Genomic DNA, 16267 nt, shown 5'->3' with positions numbered 1-16267 from the left:
AGTGAGGTTGTATTATCGCAATGTAGCGCCTAATTCTTTTTCAAAATTAGCCTGCAATTTCTGCATGATCTTGTCAATCTGAACATCCGTTAAGGTTTTGGAATTGTCCTGAATGGTAAAGCTCACGGCGTATGACTTTTTACCTTCCGGTAAATTGCTGCCTTCATACACGTCAAAAAGGTTGACATCTTTTAACAAGGTTTTTTCCGTTTGTTTGGCAATAGCAAAAATCTGATCGAAAGCAACCGTATTGTCAATCAATAAGGCTAAATCCCTGCGTACTTCCGGGTATTTCGGGATTTCCACAAATTTGATTTTTGTAGAAAGTAATTTCAAAATAGCACTCCAGTTAAAATCGGCGAATAAAACTTCCTGTTTGATGTCGAAATGTTTTAAAATCGATTTTTTAACCGTACCCAATTCCACAACAATATCTTTTCCTACAGATAAAGCCGTTCCTTCTGCAAATACATCATTGTCCAATGGTTGTGTAACCGTTTTATCAATGCCCAAACGGGATAATATCGCTGTCACATAACTTTTGAAAGAGAAGAAATCCGATGGTTTCTGGGCAGTTGTCCAGCTTTCCATCAAACGGTTTCCGGTTACAAAAAGCGTTAAGTGTTTGTTTTCTTCATATCCGGAAGGAAGCTTGTGATAGCTTTTTCCAAATTCGAATAAACGTAAATCGCTGCGTTTTCTGTTGATGTTAAAAGAAATCGCTTCAAGACCGCTGAACAATAACGACTGACGCATTGCGGATAGATCGTTGCTAAGCGGGTTAAGCATTAACACGTTGAATTCCTCTTTTAGCTTCTCGGATAATTTTACATATTCCGGAGAAGTAAGCGAGTTCGCCATCATTTCATTAAAACCTTGTGAAACCAGCTGGTTGGCAACAATGTTCTGGATCTTATAATCCTCCGTACGGGACGAATTTGAAATCGAAGCGTTTAATTTTTGTGTAAAATTGATATTGTTATACCCGTAAACACGTAAGATCTCTTCAATAACGTCAATTTCACGCTGAACGTCTACGCGGTAAGCCGGAATGGTTAATCCCAATCCTGCATCGGAAACGCTGTTTACTTTGATATCAAGCGAAACAAGGATTTTCTTAATGGTTTCATTGGATAATTCCTGTCCGATAATTTTGGTTACATTTCTGAAATTCAGTAAAACGGAGAAATCCTCTATTTTTTTCGGATACAGGTCAATAACATCCGAAGTGATTTCACCGCCGGCTACTTCCTGGATCAGTAAAGCAGCGCGTTTTAAAGCATATTCCGTGATCGTCGGGTCAATACCTCTTTCGAAACGGAAAGAAGCGTCTGTGCTTAAAGAATGACGTTTTGCTGTTTTACGAACAGCGATCGGATTAAAGTAAGCACTTTCAAGGAAAATAGCCGTTGTGTTCTCTGTTACACCCGAATTTTTTCCGCCAAAAACACCGGCAATACACATCGGGCCGTTGTCGTCACAAATCATTAAATCCTCTTCATGCAATGTTCTTTCCACATCGTCAAGCGTCACAAACTTGGTTCCGGCAGGAACAGTTTTTACAGCAACTTTACCACCTTTAATTTTAGCAGCATCAAAAGCGTGCAACGGTTGTCCTAATTCATGCAATACATAATTGGTAACGTCAACAATATTGTTCTTTGGTGTTAAACCAATTGCTTTTAAACGGTTTTGCAGCCAGGCCGGAGACGATTTTACGGTAATGCCCGAAATGGTAACCCCGCAATATCTTGGCGCAAGCTTATTGTCCTCAACTTTAATGTCGATTTTTAGCGTACGTTTTTCAACTTTAAACTTACTCACAGAAGGAGTGATTAATTCCGAATGCGTAATATTCTTCTGAATCAATCCGGCTCTTAAATCTCTGGCAACACCCAAATGGCTCATCGCATCGGCACGGTTTGGTGTCAATCCGATTTCGAATACTTCGTCTGTTTCAATATTGAAAACTTTGGACGCCGGTGTTCCGGGTTTTAAATCATCGGCCAGAACCATAATACCGTCATGACCTTCTCCAAGACCTAATTCGTCTTCAGCACAGATCATTCCGTGGCTTTCCTCTCCGCGGATTTTCCCTTTTTTAATTTCAAAAGCAACACCTTCTTTGTCGTATAATTTTGTACCAATGGTCGCTACGGCAACTTTTTGTCCTGCCGCTACATTTGGAGCACCACATACAATCTGAACAGGAGCACCTTCACCCAGATCAACAGTAGTAATTCGTAATCGGTCGGCATTAGGATGTTGTACACAGGTCAATACATGACCAATCACAACGCCTTCAAGTCCGCCTTTTAAACTTTCATACTTATCAACACCTTCCACTTCCAGACCTAAATCAGTCAGTAAGGCAGCAGTGTCTTCCGAATTCCAATCTAATTTTATGAATTGTTTTAACCAGTTGTATGATATACGCATTGTAGTAAATTTTAAGGATGCAAATATAAGTATTGTAAGGCGTAGAATAAAGAAAAGTTTGCCTTTTTTACAGAAAGAAATGCCTTTTGCTTATTTGTAATTGTGTAACGAAATAACAGAATTAATAAGGAAATCTTAATAAAATAAACTTAAAATTTTACAGGTGTAAAAAATATGCTATTGATTGAAGGAATTATGCTATTTTACTGTTGGCATTGGCGGTAAATTTGAATAAACGCAAAAAACAATTATTATGAGCAATGTATTTCAAAGACCCCAATTTAAAGAAAAGTATGATAATTTTATAGGAGGGAAGTTTGTGCCTCCGGTTAAGGGAGAGTATTTTGAAAATGTATCACCAATAGACGGGAAAGTATTTGCAAAAGCCGCCCGTTCCACAAAAGAAGATATTGATCTGGCACTTGATGCTGCGCATGAAGCTTTTAAAACCTGGGGAAAATCATCTCCGGCATACAGAAGTCTGGTGCTGAATAAGATTGCTGATGTCATGGAAGCAAACCTGGAATACCTGGCAACAGTGGAAACTATCGATAACGGAAAAGCGGTACGCGAAACCCTGGCTGCCGATTTGCCGCTTTGTATTGATCATTTCCGCTATTTTGCCGGGGTGATTCGTGCCGAAGAAGGAACCATTGCCGAACATGATTCCAATACCGTGAGTATCTGCCTGCATGAACCTTTAGGTGTCGTAGGACAGATTATCCCGTGGAATTTCCCGTTGCTGATGGCTACCTGGAAAATAGCACCGGCTATTGCGGCAGGAAACTGTACCGTAGTAAAAGCAGCCGAACAGACACCGGTTTCCATTTTGATATTAATGGATTTAATTAAAGACGTAGTGCCGCCGGGAGTAATCAATATTGTAAACGGATTTGGTATTGAAGCCGGAAAACCGCTGGCAACATCGCCCAAAATTGCCAAAGTATCCTTTACCGGCGAAACCACAACCGGTAGATTGATCATGCAGTATGCAGCAGAAAATATTATTCCGTCCACGATGGAACTGGGTGGGAAATCTCCGAATATCTTCTTTAAATCCGTAGCGGATGCCGATGATGAATTCTTTGATAAAGCGATTGAAGGAGCAGTAATGTTTGCGTTAAATCAGGGCGAAATCTGTACCTGTCCGTCAAGAATACTGGTACAGGAAGATATTTACGACAAATTTATAACACGGGTTGTCGGGTTGTCGAAAGAGTAAAAGCAATAAAGATCGGACATCCGTTGGATAAAACTGTCATGATGGGCGCGCAGGCATCGAATGACCAATACGAAAAAATACAGTCCTACCTGAAAATCGGAAAAGAAGAAGGTGCGGAAGTGCTGGTAGGCGGGAATATCAACCGTTTGGAAGGAGAATTATCCGGTGGTTATTATATCGAGCCTACGGTATTTAAAGGTACCAATAAAATGAGGATTTTCCAGGAAGAAATATTCGGACCGGTAGTGTGTGTAACCACTTTTAAAACAGTAGAAGACGCTATTGCGATTGCAAACGATACTTTATATGGATTGGGTGCCGGAGTATGGACCCGTGATGCCCATGAATTATATCAGGTGCCGAGAGCTATCCAGGCAGGAAGAGTCTGGGTGAATAATTACCATGCCTATCCGGCGCATGCACCGTTTGGCGGGTATAAAAAATCAGGTTTTGGAAGGGAAAACCATAAAATGATGCTTGAACATTATCGAAATACCAAAAATATGCTCATTTCGTATGACAAAAAGAAACTAGGATTCTTTTAATTTTTTTCAAAAACAAGTACCTCAATGAAACCTAACAGGGTAACTGCCCTGTTAGGTTTTTAAATTTTAAAAGTATGACAGCACGGGTAGCAGTAACCAATGAAGCAATAGCTTTAATAGATCAGTTAAAAGAACGAAACGGCGAATTGATGTTCCATCAGAGCGGCGGCTGTTGCGACGGCTCGCAGCCCATGTGTTTTCCAAAAGGAGAATTTCAGCTGGGATATAGCGATGTATGCCTTGGTGTGATTGAAGGCTGTGAATTCTGGATGAGCAAAGACCAGTTTGAATACTGGCAGCACACGCATTTAACGCTGGATGTAGTGGCTGGCAGAGGTGCCAGTTTTTCGTTGGAAATCCCGTATGGCAAACGGTTTATCATTCATTCCCGGTTATTTACCGAAGCAGAACGGGGCGATCTGGAACCTTTGCGCTATAAGGAAGATTAATTGATGTAAAGCAGCTGGTACTGCTTAGGCGTAATGCCTTCGTATTTTTTAAACAACCGGATAAAATAATTGCAATCTTCAAAACCGGACTGAAAACAAACTTCATTTACCTGGATGGTTGGGTTTTTTAGCAACTGTTTGGCCTGTTTGATTTTTTCATTCAGGATAAACTCAATAGGGCTCATGCCTAATTCCCGTTTAAAGAAACGGTAAAAGGAAGTAGTGCTCATGCAGGCTTTATCGCTCAACTCTTTTAAGCTGATGTTCTCGCGGATATTTTTTCGGATGTATTCCACCACGGGGATAATCGGACTGTTTTTGTCCGGAAAAGCATTGGTGTCAATTGCTTTTATTGTTTGTGTCTGTATGATGCGGACCAGTAATTCCTGTAACGTCAGGTCGGCTAAAGCATCTTTGGTTATCGAATCGCTCATGCATTCTTTAACCAGTTTGTTAATTGTGGTCGCTAATTCGATATTGTTGTAAAAGAAATAATTCTCATAATCCAGTTTCCAGAAATTGCCGTTACCTTCTTTGGGATAACGCTCGTTTAAAAAATGAAGCGTTTCCTTTATTTTGATGTGGTCAATTGCCAGGGCAAGGCATTGCGTGGGATTGTTTCGGGAAGCTTCCGGAAAATCAATTTTCATTTCCACATTCGCTGGAATAACAACGGTTTCACCTGGTACATATTCAAAACCCGGCTCATCAAACAAATGCATGATCTTTTTGCCTCTCAGCATACTGGTAACCACCAGATCATTAAACTTTAGCGGAACCAGGTCGGAAGTCTGATAGGTTTCAAAAATATTTAACTCGCAATTGTTCAGCGAATAAATAGTTCTGTTTTCAACTAAAGTCTTCAGTGACTTTTCGTTGGATAAAACAGGTGCCGTTAGCAATGATTTGGATAAGCTCATGATTTGTAACTTCAAATTTAAAAAAAGCAGCCTGAAAATACAGGCTACTAAATTTAGTGAAAATTACTGAAGTGCGAACCTCAATAAGATAAAATTAACGTTCGGTCAGAGTAGTTCTTCCACGTGTATTTTGATATTGCTCGCCATGCGTTCGGTCGGTAAATCGTTGGCATCATCTCCGAAAGGATCTTCGATCTCTTCGGCAATCAGCTCCAGACTCGCTAAAACATAGAAAATAAAAACAACCACCGGAACCACATAGTAACCCAGGCTGAATACGTAGCCAAAAGGAAGCGTCATGACATAAAAGAAAATGAACTTCTTGATAAAAGCACTGTACGAATAGGGAATAGGTGTGTTTTTAATACGTTCGCAGGCACCGCAGATCTCGGTAAACGACTGTATTTCGCTATTGATGATGATAAGCTGGTCGCCGGTTATCTTTTTGGATTCGTACAACTCGTTGATCTTGTTGAACATCATGCGGGCTACCTGATTCGGTTTGTGCTTGTTGTGATCCAGGCTGATATCAAAATCCTCCGAAAGCTGTTTGCTCGTATTCGTATTCTTTAAATGACGGTTTAAGATGGATGCATAGCCGGGAATCATCGTTCTGAAATAGATACGATCCCTTTCGTCTTTTAGCATGGCGGCCAGCTTAATAGACAGATTGCGACTGTTATTCACTAATCCGCCCCATAATTTACGCCCTTCCCACCAGCGGTCATAAGCAGTGTTCGTGCGATAGGCCAGTAGCAAGGAAATCACAAAACCCAGCATACCGTGCATGATGGTGATATTCTTAACATGACTCTGTTCGGATAACTTCCAGTATTCCATTTCCAGATATCCGATTCCGGCAGAATAAACACCAATGGTAATCATCATTGGAATTAACTGACGAAAGGTATCCGCTTTGTGAAAACGAAAAATAAAAGTAATCCAGTCCTTGGGATTGTAAGCAACCATACTGCTGAGTTTTTATATTGTTTGTTTTGTTATTTTATAGTGTTTGAATAGTAATTAGTTATAATGCATTATTTAAAGTAAAATCATAAATATCAGATCTCAAAAATCATCCCTCGTATATCATACTTCATATATCAAAAATCATCCTTCTAACTAATATAATTCCAGATATTCTTTTTCTTCGAGATCTCAATAAAAGCCTGACGTAAAGCCAGGTGTTCCGGTTTGGTCATTGAAGCATCGTCCTTTAACAGCCGGATGGCATGGTGACGTGCCAATTGCAGAATCTCGCGATCCTTTACCAGATCGGCTATCTGTAAATTCAGCACACCGCTTTGCTGCGTGCCCATAATATCGCCCGGACCGCGCAGTTTAAGATCCACTTCCGAAATTTCAAAACCGTCGTTCGTACGGCACATGGTTTCAATCCTGATTTTGGTATCGTTGCTCAGCTTGTGTCCGGTCATCAGTATGCAATAACTCTGTTCGGCACCACGTCCCACGCGGCCGCGAAGCTGGTGCAGCTGCGACAACCCGAAACGTTCGGCACTTTCAATGATCATAACACTCGCATTGGGAACATTCACGCCCACTTCAATAACCGTGGTAGCAACCATGATGTTGGTTTTTCCGGAAGCAAAACGCTCCATTTCGGCATCTTTTTCCGAAGGCTTCATTTGCCCGTGCACGATGCTCACGCTGTATTGCGGCAGCGGAAAATCGCGGGAGATACCCTCATAACCATCCATCAGGTCCTTGTAATCCATTTTTTCGCTCTCCTGGATCAGCGGATAAACAATATATATCTGTCGTCCTTTTGCTATTTCATCTTTTAAAAACTTCCATACTTTCAGACGGTTGCTGTCATAACGGTGTACGGTCTGTATCGGTTTTCTGCCCGGCGGAAGTTCGTCAATAACAGAAATATCAAGATCACCATACAGGCTCATGGCCAGCGTACGCGGAATCGGTGTTGCCGTCATGACCAAAACATGGGGCGGTACCTCGTTCTTTTTCCAAAGCTTTGAGCGTTGCTCCACACCAAAACGGTGTTGTTCGTCAATTATTGCCAGTCCTAAATTGTGAAATTTCACTTTATCTTCCAGTAAGGCATGCGTACCGATAATAATGTGCAGACTGCCGTTTTCCAGTTCCTCGTGAATGATGCGTCTGTCGGCGGTCTTGGTGGAACCGGTTAATATCCGGATGTTAATGTCCAGTCCCTGTGCCAGTTCCCGTATTCCTAAATAATGCTGATTGGCTAAAATTTCCGTTGGTGCCATTAAACAGGCCTGAAAACCGTTGTCCAGTGCCAGCAGCATACTCATTAAAGCCACGATGGTCTTACCGGAACCCACATCGCCCTGTAGCAGGCGGTTCATCTGCGCATTGCTGCCCAGATCGTTCCGGATTTCCTTCAACACCTTTTTCTGGGCATTTGTCAGGTCAAAAGGCAGATGATGGTTGTAAAACGTTGTAAAATAATCGCCCACTTTATCAAAAGGATGTCCTTTGATTTTGTGCTTGCGGATAAGATTCTTGGTAATCAGCTGCAGCTGGATAAAAAATAACTCCTCAAACTTCAGCCGGAACTGCGCCTTGGCCAGCAGGTCCTGGCTTTTTGGAAAGTGGATGTTAAAAAGCGCCGCATTTTTCGGGATTAGCTTTAACTCTTCCACCAGATAGGCAGGAAGCGGCTCTTTAAACAAGGCTTGTGTTTCAACAAAAAGCTGTTGCATCATCCGGTTTACCGCTTTGTTGGTAATCCCTTTTTGAGTCAGCTTTTCGGTAGACGGATAAACCGACTGCATTGCCGAGCGCAGGCTTTTTTCGTGTTCGGCCAGTAACTCCATTTCCGGATGTGCCATATTGAACATGCCGTTAAAAGCCGTTACCTTTCCGAATATCACATAAACAACATTGAGCTTTAAACTTTCCCGTATCCATTTCTGTCCCTGAAACCAAACCAGTTCCATTTCTCCGGTATCGTCCACAAAAGTAGCAACCAGACGCTTTCCGCGTTTTTGCTCCACGGTTTTGATATGGATCACTTTCCCGATGATCTGTACTTCCGAATTGTTGTTTTGCAACTCGTTGATCTTGTAATAACGGGTGCGGTCTATATAACGATTCGGGTACAGGTTGATCAGGTCTCCATAGCGGTGAATGCTGAGTTCTTTACGCAGCAATTCGCCACGTTGCGGACCAACGCCTTTCAGGTATTCTATAGGAGTTTCAAGAAGATTATTCATCCGGGAATTTGTGTTTGTAAAAGCACTTTACGAAGATAGCGGTAAATTGGGAAATTTGAAAACCCGGAAACCAAAAAACTTTTAAAACATTTCGGCTTTAAACCGCAATACCGGTATCTCATTATCGTGATATAACAGAATGGTCCAGTTTTCATTCTTTGCCTGAACCTCCCATTTTTTACGCCATTCCATCGCAGCTTTGCCGTCAAAATCCGTTTTATAGGCTATATGATGCTGCAAATAAGTGAGCTGCGGTAAATTGTCGCCGCCGTAAAAAGCGGTTTCACTGTCTTCCGTAACCCAAAACACCTGATGGTAGGGAGTATGGCCGCCGCAAACGGTAAAACGGATCGTATCGGTAATAAAACCCTCATCTTCCGTTTGCATAACCAGTTGCGGATGCTGTGTTAAGGCTTCCAGCAGTTTCGGTTCAAAGGAAGGTTGGTGTTTTTCGGATAAGGCATAACGCAGTTCCCGTTCCTGCAGGTAATAAACAGCATTCGGAAAATGGAACTGAAAAGAACCGTCAGCCAGGAAAGTCCCCATGCCGCCGGTATGGTCTTTATGCAAATGGGACAGCAGCACATGCGTAACCTGTTCCGGTGCGATACCTTCTTTTGCCAGAGCGGTAAACAGCTGCAACCGGCCGTCAACGGAAAATCCCAAACCGGTATCCAGCAGGATGACTTCCGTTTTTGTCTGTATTAAAAAAGGCTGAATGGACAGCAGCATACCTTTAGGATTGGCCAGATTGCCATAAGGGATAAAGGTTTTTCCTGCTTCAACATTGAATTTTCCTTCTTGTAACGGGGCTATTTTCATGCTTGGTAACATTTTGTTTTTTGAAGCGTTTTAATAAGAATCGGGTTAAAAAACGCAAACGAATTTAATATTGGTATTAAAAGTAGCAAACATTTAAAAGAGTAACCGTAAATTTCTTTTATTTTTTTTTGAAAATAAAAACCTACATTAGTAACCCTTTTTAACGATTAAAAGCATTCGTAATTAACAAATTAAACCATGCGGTATATGAAAAAAATACAACAATACTGTTTTAAGAATATGGCAATGCCGGTAGCGATGCTGCTGTTGTTCTTCCTGAACACAATAAACGCGCAGTCGGTTAAACCAAAATTTAATTTTGATTTTGAACAGTATGAAAAGAACGAACAGCTGCCTGCAGGATGGAATGTCTGGGAAAATTATAAAATAGGGAAAGACACGGTCGTTGTTTATTCCGGGAAGCATGCTGTAAAAATCCAGGCAACCGAAGGTGGAAACCCTTATGGAGTGCTGGTCACCACGTTACCGGACAGTTATGAAGGGAAAGAGATCAGGCTGGAAGGCTATATGAAGACGGATAATGTGGAAGGTTTTGCCGGTTTATTTATCCGTCTGGATAAAAACGGAAGCATTGTTGCCTTTGAAAACATGGAGAAAGAGGGGATAGCCGGAACAAACGACTGGAAAAAATACTCCATCGCCGTACCGAACCATCCGGATGCCAGTACGATTTATGTGGGCGCACTCCTTTCCGGAAAAGGACAGATCTGGCTTGACGATTTTGTAATAACCGTCGACGGGAAAAGAATTGAAACCATTAGTTACCCGGCAGACAACGATATAACGGAATTTGCCGCAGGCTCCGGTTTTACAATGAATAAACCCACACCGCAACAACTGGATAACCTGTATGAACTGGGGAAAACATGGGGCTATTTAAAATACCATCACCCGGAAATCGCTGCCGGGAAGTACAATATGGATTATGCGCTTTTCAGAGCACTTCCGATAGTGAAATCGCCAAAATTTGCAACAGATAAAGAAGTCTGGATTGCTTCTTTCGGGAAAATGGAACCTGGAAAAATCAAGCGAAGCTATTACCTGGGCTTCGGACAGGCGGATAACCCTGTCTTTAAAAATGAAGCAGCGTATCCGGATATGAAATGGGCGGACGACGGCTACAAACTGTTGGCACTTTTCCGTTACTGGAACATGATTGAGTATTACTTCCCGTACAAGCACCTGATCGAAAAGAATTGGGACAGCGTACTTAAAAAATACATTCCTAAAGTTTTAGCGGCCCAGGACGAATTGACTTATAAGCTCACGATGATGCAGCTGGTTAGTGAAATTCAGGATTCCCACGGTTTTGTCTTTTCGGCTGGTAAAGCGGTTGAGAATTTTTTCGGGGCCAACATTGCTCCGGTTGAATTAAAAGCGATTGAAGGCAAAATAGTAGTAACCCGTTTGTTAAACGGAATTGGGAAAACGACCAACCTGAAAGTAGGGGATATCATTACTAAAATTAACGGAGTTCCCGTTCAAAAAGTAATAGATGATAAAAAACAATACCTGGCGACTTCCAACAAAGCAACCGAAATCAGGGATATAAGCCGTAAATTACTGCGAACGAATGCAGCGAGCATCAGTGTGACGGTAAACAACGGTAAAAAAGATGAAATTAAAAAAATTGCCAGTCAGCCTTTAAAGGAGGTGCAGTTTTTTGCAGACGATACACCATCGCATAAAATGCTGGAAGGAAACATCGGTTATATTTATCCGGGTGCCCTTCAGAGAGGGGAAATCATCGGCATCATGGAAAAATTCAAGACAACAAAAGGACTTGTTATTGATTTAAGATGCTATCCGTCCGATTTTATAGTGTTTAGCCTGGGCGGTTATTTAATGCCAAAACCAACCGATTTTGTCAAGTTTGCTGCCGGATCACTTGAAAATCCGGGAAGCTTTAAAATGAGCGACAAAGCCTTGCAGGTGGGACGTGAAAATCCGGATTATTATAAAGGAAGGATCGCGATACTGGTTAACGAAACCACCCAGAGTAATGCCGAATATACAACTATGGCCTTGCAGGTGGCGCCAAATGCCAAAGTATTTGGAAGCCAGACAGCCGGTGCCGATGGCAATGTTTCTGAAATTGACCTGCCCGGAAATTTTAAAACCATGATTACCGGATTGGGAGTTTATTATCCTGACCAAAGGGAAACCCAGCGAATTGGTATCGTTCCGGATGTGGAAGTAAAACCCACCCGAAACGGACTCATGAACGATAAAGATGAGGTACTGGAAAGAGCACTCCGATATGTAGCATCAGCAAAATAAAAAGCTTTTTAGCCATAGAAATCCCGTTTGCAAGCGGGATTTTTTGTGGGATATAGCAAGCGAAACCTAGGATATACGGGCTATTGGTCCGGTATGTTTCTCATCGATAGCGGGTTGTCTGCCGGGCCGGCTTTGGCCTTGCTTCTGAAAAAACAGGTAAAAACACGTATAAAAATCAGTGGGCTACTTTTTAGTTTTATGCTTTCAAATGCTGTATACAAAATTATCTTATCGGCTATAAGGTTAAGTATTTTTTGACGATTGAACTATAACCAAAAAACGATAGTAGAAAAAATGAAAATTTCCCAAATTACCATTGCAACCTGTTCGTTGTTTCTTTTTAGTATGTGTCAGAAAGGAGAACAAAAAATGACACAATCTTTTCAGATCGAAACACAGCAGGGAGAAGGTACACAATCTCCGGAAGCATTTAACAGTCCGGTTAATTTAAAAAGCCTTTTGGATGATGCCTCAGCAGCATCATTATTAGCAATGTATTCGCTTCAGAAAAGTAATGCCCTTACCAGGGGCGAAAGCGCAACGGTAATGGAAAACAGCAAGGAAACTGTGAATGAAAAAACAGAAAGTATCATTTTAGAAAATCTGCCACCGGCAGATACATCGTGGTTGCAAAGTCTAAAGGCAAGTTCAAGACAGTAATTAAGTAACCTTTAAAAGTTAGTAAGATGGATAAGAGTACTTGTAATCACAGCGCTGTTTCCGGAACGGAAGCACCGGAAACTCAAAAAAAAGGCATTTATCATGCAATTTCTGCTTTGGTATTGCGTGTATTGACGGTGTTTTTTCCAAAATGTTCCTTGTGCTGGACATCCTATATGTGTATGCTGGTAAGCTTCGGAATCGCAAAAATTTCCTATACCGGATGGTTGTTTCCGCTGCTGTTGCTGCTGCTTATTTTGAATTTGTGGGCATTGCTTAAAAAAATAAAACTAAAAGGATATGCGCCCTTTATACTAAGTCTGACCGGTTCCCTGATTATTTTGATAAGCAGAACGTTTTCGCCATTGACCCAATGGACGGTAATCGTGGGTATGCTGCTTATTTTCTGCGGTTCCCTGTGGAATAGTTTCGCGGTATCCCGGATGCAGATGCAAAGCCTGGCAAATTAGCCAAATCAATATATAAATTAAAAGTTCGGAGTAATACGTAAAAAGCCCCCCTTTATAGTATAGTTGCTTTATCCCGGTAAAACAACTTGTGTAAAACGAATCCTATATAAATAAAGAACGTTGTTTAACCAAAAAAACAAAGCCCCATGAACGGATCATTTATAGTTTCCGCATTTGCAACAATTAACGGAAAAAAGTACTATCTGGGAACAGAATCGGTTTTAAGTGATCACTATACCGATTACAATACAAAAGTATCAATCAGGCAGGTAAAAGCCGATTTCAGATTACAGGATTTTATGGACGAATCACTGAATAAAGCAAGCTTTGACTTTATTGTCCACGGCAGGGAAGAAAGCCTTCCGTTAATGGCAAAACCGGTTGTAGATTCAAAACGATTTTATCGATTATAATGCCACATAAAATGAAGGTCATAGTAAGCATAGTTTAGAGTTCCATAAATAAATTGTGTTTATAGACAGGAGAGGGTAGGTTTGGTTAAGCCTACCTTCTTTGTTAGGGGTATGTCGTTTTGGGTGTAATGGTAAAATCAACTGTTGTTCAGGCTTTTGATGATGCTTTCGGAAACAAGAGGGTTCATGCGGTTCAGTTCCTCAATGATACGCTGTTTTTCCGGTTCCGTCAGTTCCGAAACCGGTTTTTGGAATTGTTCCGGCGAAGCTTCTTTGTAAAACAGGGCATCGGTCCATTCGTTTTGAAGTCCGTCAATAACCAGGTGAATACGGTCGGCAGTACCGTTATTTACAACCGAATGGGTAAAGTTCGCATTAATGTACCAGCAGTCGCCTTCTTCCATAACGAGCCGTTTGTCATCCAGGATAAATATAACGTCCGGATTGGTGATAATTGGTATGTGCAGGCGAAAAGAGCCGTCTTCATAACCCAGGCAGTAATCGCGATGCGGTTTTATCTCGGTTCCTGCGGTTAAATTGAGCAGCCGGACTGCAGTTTTTTCAAAAGGGAAATTATCGAGTATCGATTTAAAATAAGCACAGGATAACAAAGCATCGGTATAATGTATCGCTTTGCTGTTCATTGCCAGGATGGAATCTGATTTTCCGTTTTCCGACATCAGCGCTACCGAAGTCCATTTTCCGTTATAATCGTTCTTGTTGTAATGATCGGTCCATTTGTAGGACATTATTTTGGCAACATCGTCCTGTAAACGCTGTTTGTCAAATGTAAAAGGGAATTTTATTGCACGTACCAGTTCCATACTTTACTCTCTTAACCATTTTTGCATATAGGGAAAAGCTTTTTTTCCTTCGGTTGCGGCTTTTGCCTCACTTAAGGTCATGCCGGCCCATTCTAAAAACGGAAGACCGATGTAATTGCCTTTTCTGAAATTATCCATCAGCATGTCCGAACCGTTTTTATAACCGTTAGCATGAAACACAAATTCAAGCGGAAGCTGTAAATGCTGTGCCGCAGCAAATGACCACAGCAGCGTGCCTATTTCTTCACCGCCCGAAGGCCAGTCGGGACTTTGCTGTTCCGTTCCGGCTACTTTCCGTTCTGCAGGAGTGGTAACGGCGAGATGACCGGCTTCATGCAATAAATCACCGGGATATAACAGGCGTTCAAAATCTACATAAATACAACCAGGACCTAAGGAAAGTCCCGGTAAAAAGGTATCGTGAAGTTCTTTTTCAACTACAGCGATGCCGATTTCATTGAGAAACGTCAGAACTTTTTCAAGTTCCAGGGTATGTTGTACAAACTGCATTCCGGTGTTATTTTGGGAGCTTAAAAATAGTAAAAAGCAGCCTGTCCGGATTAAGTGGTTTTACCTGATTTTAACAGACTATATTAATTCCAGTTCCCGCTGCAGGTTCTCTTTTGCTTTTTGCTCGTAACGGTCGCGGTAAACGGCAGTCTTGTAGATCGTATCCATTGCCAGGAAATGCTGTAAAACCTTTTTTCTTCCCGGATTATACAACATGTCGGGATAAATGGCATATTCCTTACGGATATTCCGATAATAAACGGCATAAATATCCCAGTCTGCTCCCAAAACGGATAAATCGGCATCGGTGAAAAGATTGGTATCTGTATCGGTTTCGGATTCGTGCCGTTTCGTTGCCAGTATATGTTGTTTGCAGCGCTGGATCCGGTGTGCAGGATATCCGATCCGGGTTAATTCTTTTTCGGCCAGCTGTGCACTCTTTTCTTCATTGTCCTGTTTGATGGTATTGTAAACGGCATCGTGATAAAAAACAGCAAACACTACCGTGTCCCAATCTTCAATCATTTCGCTGTGCTGCGTTAAGGAAGCCAGTAAATTTTCAAGATGGCTGAGGTTGTGGTAATACCTTCCGGAACTGTTGTAATTTTTGGCAATAGTATGCCACAGGGCATTGGCAGTGTCCGTATCGGCATCGTATTTAGCGATCAGGTTGCAGAATATTTGTTGGAGCATGAGGGGATTATTTAGGAATTAAATCGCAATACCAGAAACCATAATCCGGAGCAGGAGTTTTTTCGGGATCTGTATTGCAGCTGGTATCTGTTTTTGGGGCTTCATATTTTCGGTGTACGATTTCGCCGATTTCAAAGCGAACAGCTTCCTTAAATAACGGGCCATCAAAGGTAAAGGTATGAAATTCCCCGTTTTCCCCGCAGGGATCTACCGTGTCCGGTAAATCGTTTATAAAGGAATCGTCAATAATCCGTCCGGCGAAACTCTTGTCAAGGTGTTTTTCATTGACGCAGGTTACGATAGTCTTAAAACCCAGGGCAATAAATTCCCGGATAAGTGCTGTAGTCGGGATTTTCCAGAGCGGAAAAACAGCCTGTAAATCCATGGAAGCCAATTTGTTTTCCCGGTAAAGCCGCAGGTCTTCTAAAAAGATATCGCCAAAGATGGAATGGGTAATCCCTTCTGCCTTTAAACCGGTGAGCGTATTTTGCATTACGGCTTCATATACTTCCATCGTAGGCATTTCGGGAATTTCCATTTTTACCAGCGGAATACCGATGCTGGCCGCCTGCTGCTCCAGTAATGCGGTACGAACCCCGTGCATGGAGATCCGGTCATATTGCTTGCTAATGCTGGTTAGCAGGTAATTAACGTCGAAAGTATCGTTTTGAAGGGTTTTATAAAGGGCAAGAGTAGCGTCTTTTCCGCTGCTCCAGTTAAAAACGGCTTTTGGTTTCAAAATAGAAGGATTAAAGCGTAAACTTACAAAAAAAGCAGC

General features: G+C 41.7%; 14 protein-coding genes and 1 pseudogene. 6 read left to right on the top strand and 9 right to left on the bottom strand.

Annotated elements, in window-relative coordinates; genetic code table 11:
* Nucleotides 1-12 precede the first annotated feature (12 nt).
* The gene (gene pheT, locus BGO42_RS06390) at nucleotides 13-2439 is read right to left on the bottom strand and encodes a phenylalanine--tRNA ligase subunit beta (RefSeq protein WP_273246666.1); all 2427 of its coding nucleotides are present in this window, start codon (nucleotides 2437-2439) and stop codon (nucleotides 13-15) included.
* Between the two features lie 253 nt (nucleotides 2440-2692).
* Here pheT and BGO42_RS06385 point away from each other — a divergent pair.
* Both BGO42_RS06385 and BGO42_RS06380 read left to right on the top strand, forming a co-directional pair.
* Nucleotides 2693-4206: pseudogene (locus tag BGO42_RS06385) on the top strand (aldehyde dehydrogenase family protein).
* Nucleotides 4207-4280: 74 nt separating this feature from the next.
* On the top strand, nucleotides 4281-4655 hold the full coding sequence (locus BGO42_RS06380; RefSeq protein ID WP_273246665.1) for a DUF779 domain-containing protein: 375 nt from the start codon (nucleotides 4281-4283) through the stop codon (nucleotides 4653-4655).
* Here the strand turns inward: BGO42_RS06380 and BGO42_RS06375 are convergent.
* The 4 genes from BGO42_RS06375 to BGO42_RS06360 form a co-directional block, all read right to left on the bottom strand.
* Complete coding sequence (locus BGO42_RS06375) at nucleotides 4652-5575, bottom strand: AraC family transcriptional regulator (RefSeq protein ID WP_177734668.1); 924 nt, start codon at nucleotides 5573-5575, stop codon at nucleotides 4652-4654. The genes BGO42_RS06380 and BGO42_RS06375 overlap by 4 nt on opposite strands.
* A 105-nt stretch (nucleotides 5576-5680) precedes the next feature.
* On the bottom strand, nucleotides 5681-6544 hold the full coding sequence (locus BGO42_RS06370; RefSeq protein ID WP_273246664.1) for a bestrophin family protein: 864 nt from the start codon (nucleotides 6542-6544) through the stop codon (nucleotides 5681-5683).
* 149 nt (nucleotides 6545-6693) lie between these two features.
* Entirely contained in the window at nucleotides 6694-8796 is a 2103-nt protein-coding gene (gene recG, locus BGO42_RS06365; protein ID WP_177734666.1) for an ATP-dependent DNA helicase RecG, read from the bottom strand.
* A gap of 81 nt (nucleotides 8797-8877) precedes the next feature.
* Nucleotides 8878-9618 carry an MBL fold metallo-hydrolase gene (locus BGO42_RS06360; protein WP_273246663.1) on the bottom strand — a complete coding sequence of 247 codons (741 nt, stop codon included), beginning with the start codon at nucleotides 9616-9618 and terminating at the stop codon, nucleotides 8878-8880.
* Between the two features lie 207 nt (nucleotides 9619-9825).
* Between BGO42_RS06360 and BGO42_RS06355 the strand changes: the two genes are divergently transcribed.
* The 4 genes from BGO42_RS06355 to BGO42_RS06340 all read left to right on the top strand — a co-directional run bounded on the left by BGO42_RS06355 (nucleotide 9826) and on the right by BGO42_RS06340 (nucleotide 13462).
* Nucleotides 9826-11919 carry a S41 family peptidase gene (locus tag BGO42_RS06355; protein ID WP_273246662.1) on the top strand — a complete coding sequence of 698 codons (2094 nt, stop codon included), beginning with the start codon at nucleotides 9826-9828 and terminating at the stop codon, nucleotides 11917-11919.
* Nucleotides 11920-12213: 294 nt separating this feature from the next.
* Complete coding sequence (locus BGO42_RS06350; RefSeq protein WP_273246661.1) at nucleotides 12214-12579, top strand: hypothetical protein; 366 nt, start codon at nucleotides 12214-12216, stop codon at nucleotides 12577-12579.
* Between the two features lie 26 nt (nucleotides 12580-12605).
* Complete coding sequence (locus tag BGO42_RS06345) at nucleotides 12606-13049, top strand: hypothetical protein (RefSeq protein WP_273246660.1); 444 nt, start codon at nucleotides 12606-12608, stop codon at nucleotides 13047-13049.
* 146 nt (nucleotides 13050-13195) lie between these two features.
* Complete coding sequence (locus BGO42_RS06340) at nucleotides 13196-13462, top strand: hypothetical protein (protein WP_177734661.1); 267 nt, start codon at nucleotides 13196-13198, stop codon at nucleotides 13460-13462.
* Between the two features lie 137 nt (nucleotides 13463-13599).
* Here the strand turns inward: BGO42_RS06340 and BGO42_RS06335 are convergent, their stop codons facing one another.
* The 4 genes from BGO42_RS06335 to BGO42_RS06320 form a co-directional block, all read right to left on the bottom strand.
* On the bottom strand, nucleotides 13600-14286 hold the full coding sequence (locus tag BGO42_RS06335; RefSeq protein ID WP_273246659.1) for an aspartyl/asparaginyl beta-hydroxylase domain-containing protein: 687 nt from the start codon (nucleotides 14284-14286) through the stop codon (nucleotides 13600-13602).
* A 3-nt stretch (nucleotides 14287-14289) separates the two neighbouring features.
* Nucleotides 14290-14796: a hypothetical protein gene (locus tag BGO42_RS06330; RefSeq protein ID WP_177734659.1), complete on the bottom strand. Its 507-nt coding sequence runs from the start codon at nucleotides 14794-14796 to the stop codon at nucleotides 14290-14292.
* Between the two features lie 78 nt (nucleotides 14797-14874).
* The gene (locus BGO42_RS06325; RefSeq protein WP_273246658.1) at nucleotides 14875-15489 is read right to left on the bottom strand and encodes an HD domain-containing protein; all 615 of its coding nucleotides are present in this window, start codon (nucleotides 15487-15489) and stop codon (nucleotides 14875-14877) included.
* Between the two features lie 7 nt (nucleotides 15490-15496).
* The gene (locus tag BGO42_RS06320; RefSeq protein ID WP_273246657.1) at nucleotides 15497-16228 is read right to left on the bottom strand and encodes a Dph6-related ATP pyrophosphatase; all 732 of its coding nucleotides are present in this window, start codon (nucleotides 16226-16228) and stop codon (nucleotides 15497-15499) included.
* Nucleotides 16229-16267: the final 39 nt, after the last annotated feature.

Origin of the sequence: Flavobacterium sp. 40-81 (assembly GCF_001898245.1) — a bacterium.
Lineage (GTDB): Bacteria > Bacteroidota > Bacteroidia > Flavobacteriales > Flavobacteriaceae > Flavobacterium > Flavobacterium inviolabile.
This window is presented reverse-complemented; position numbering and strand designations above follow the sequence as displayed.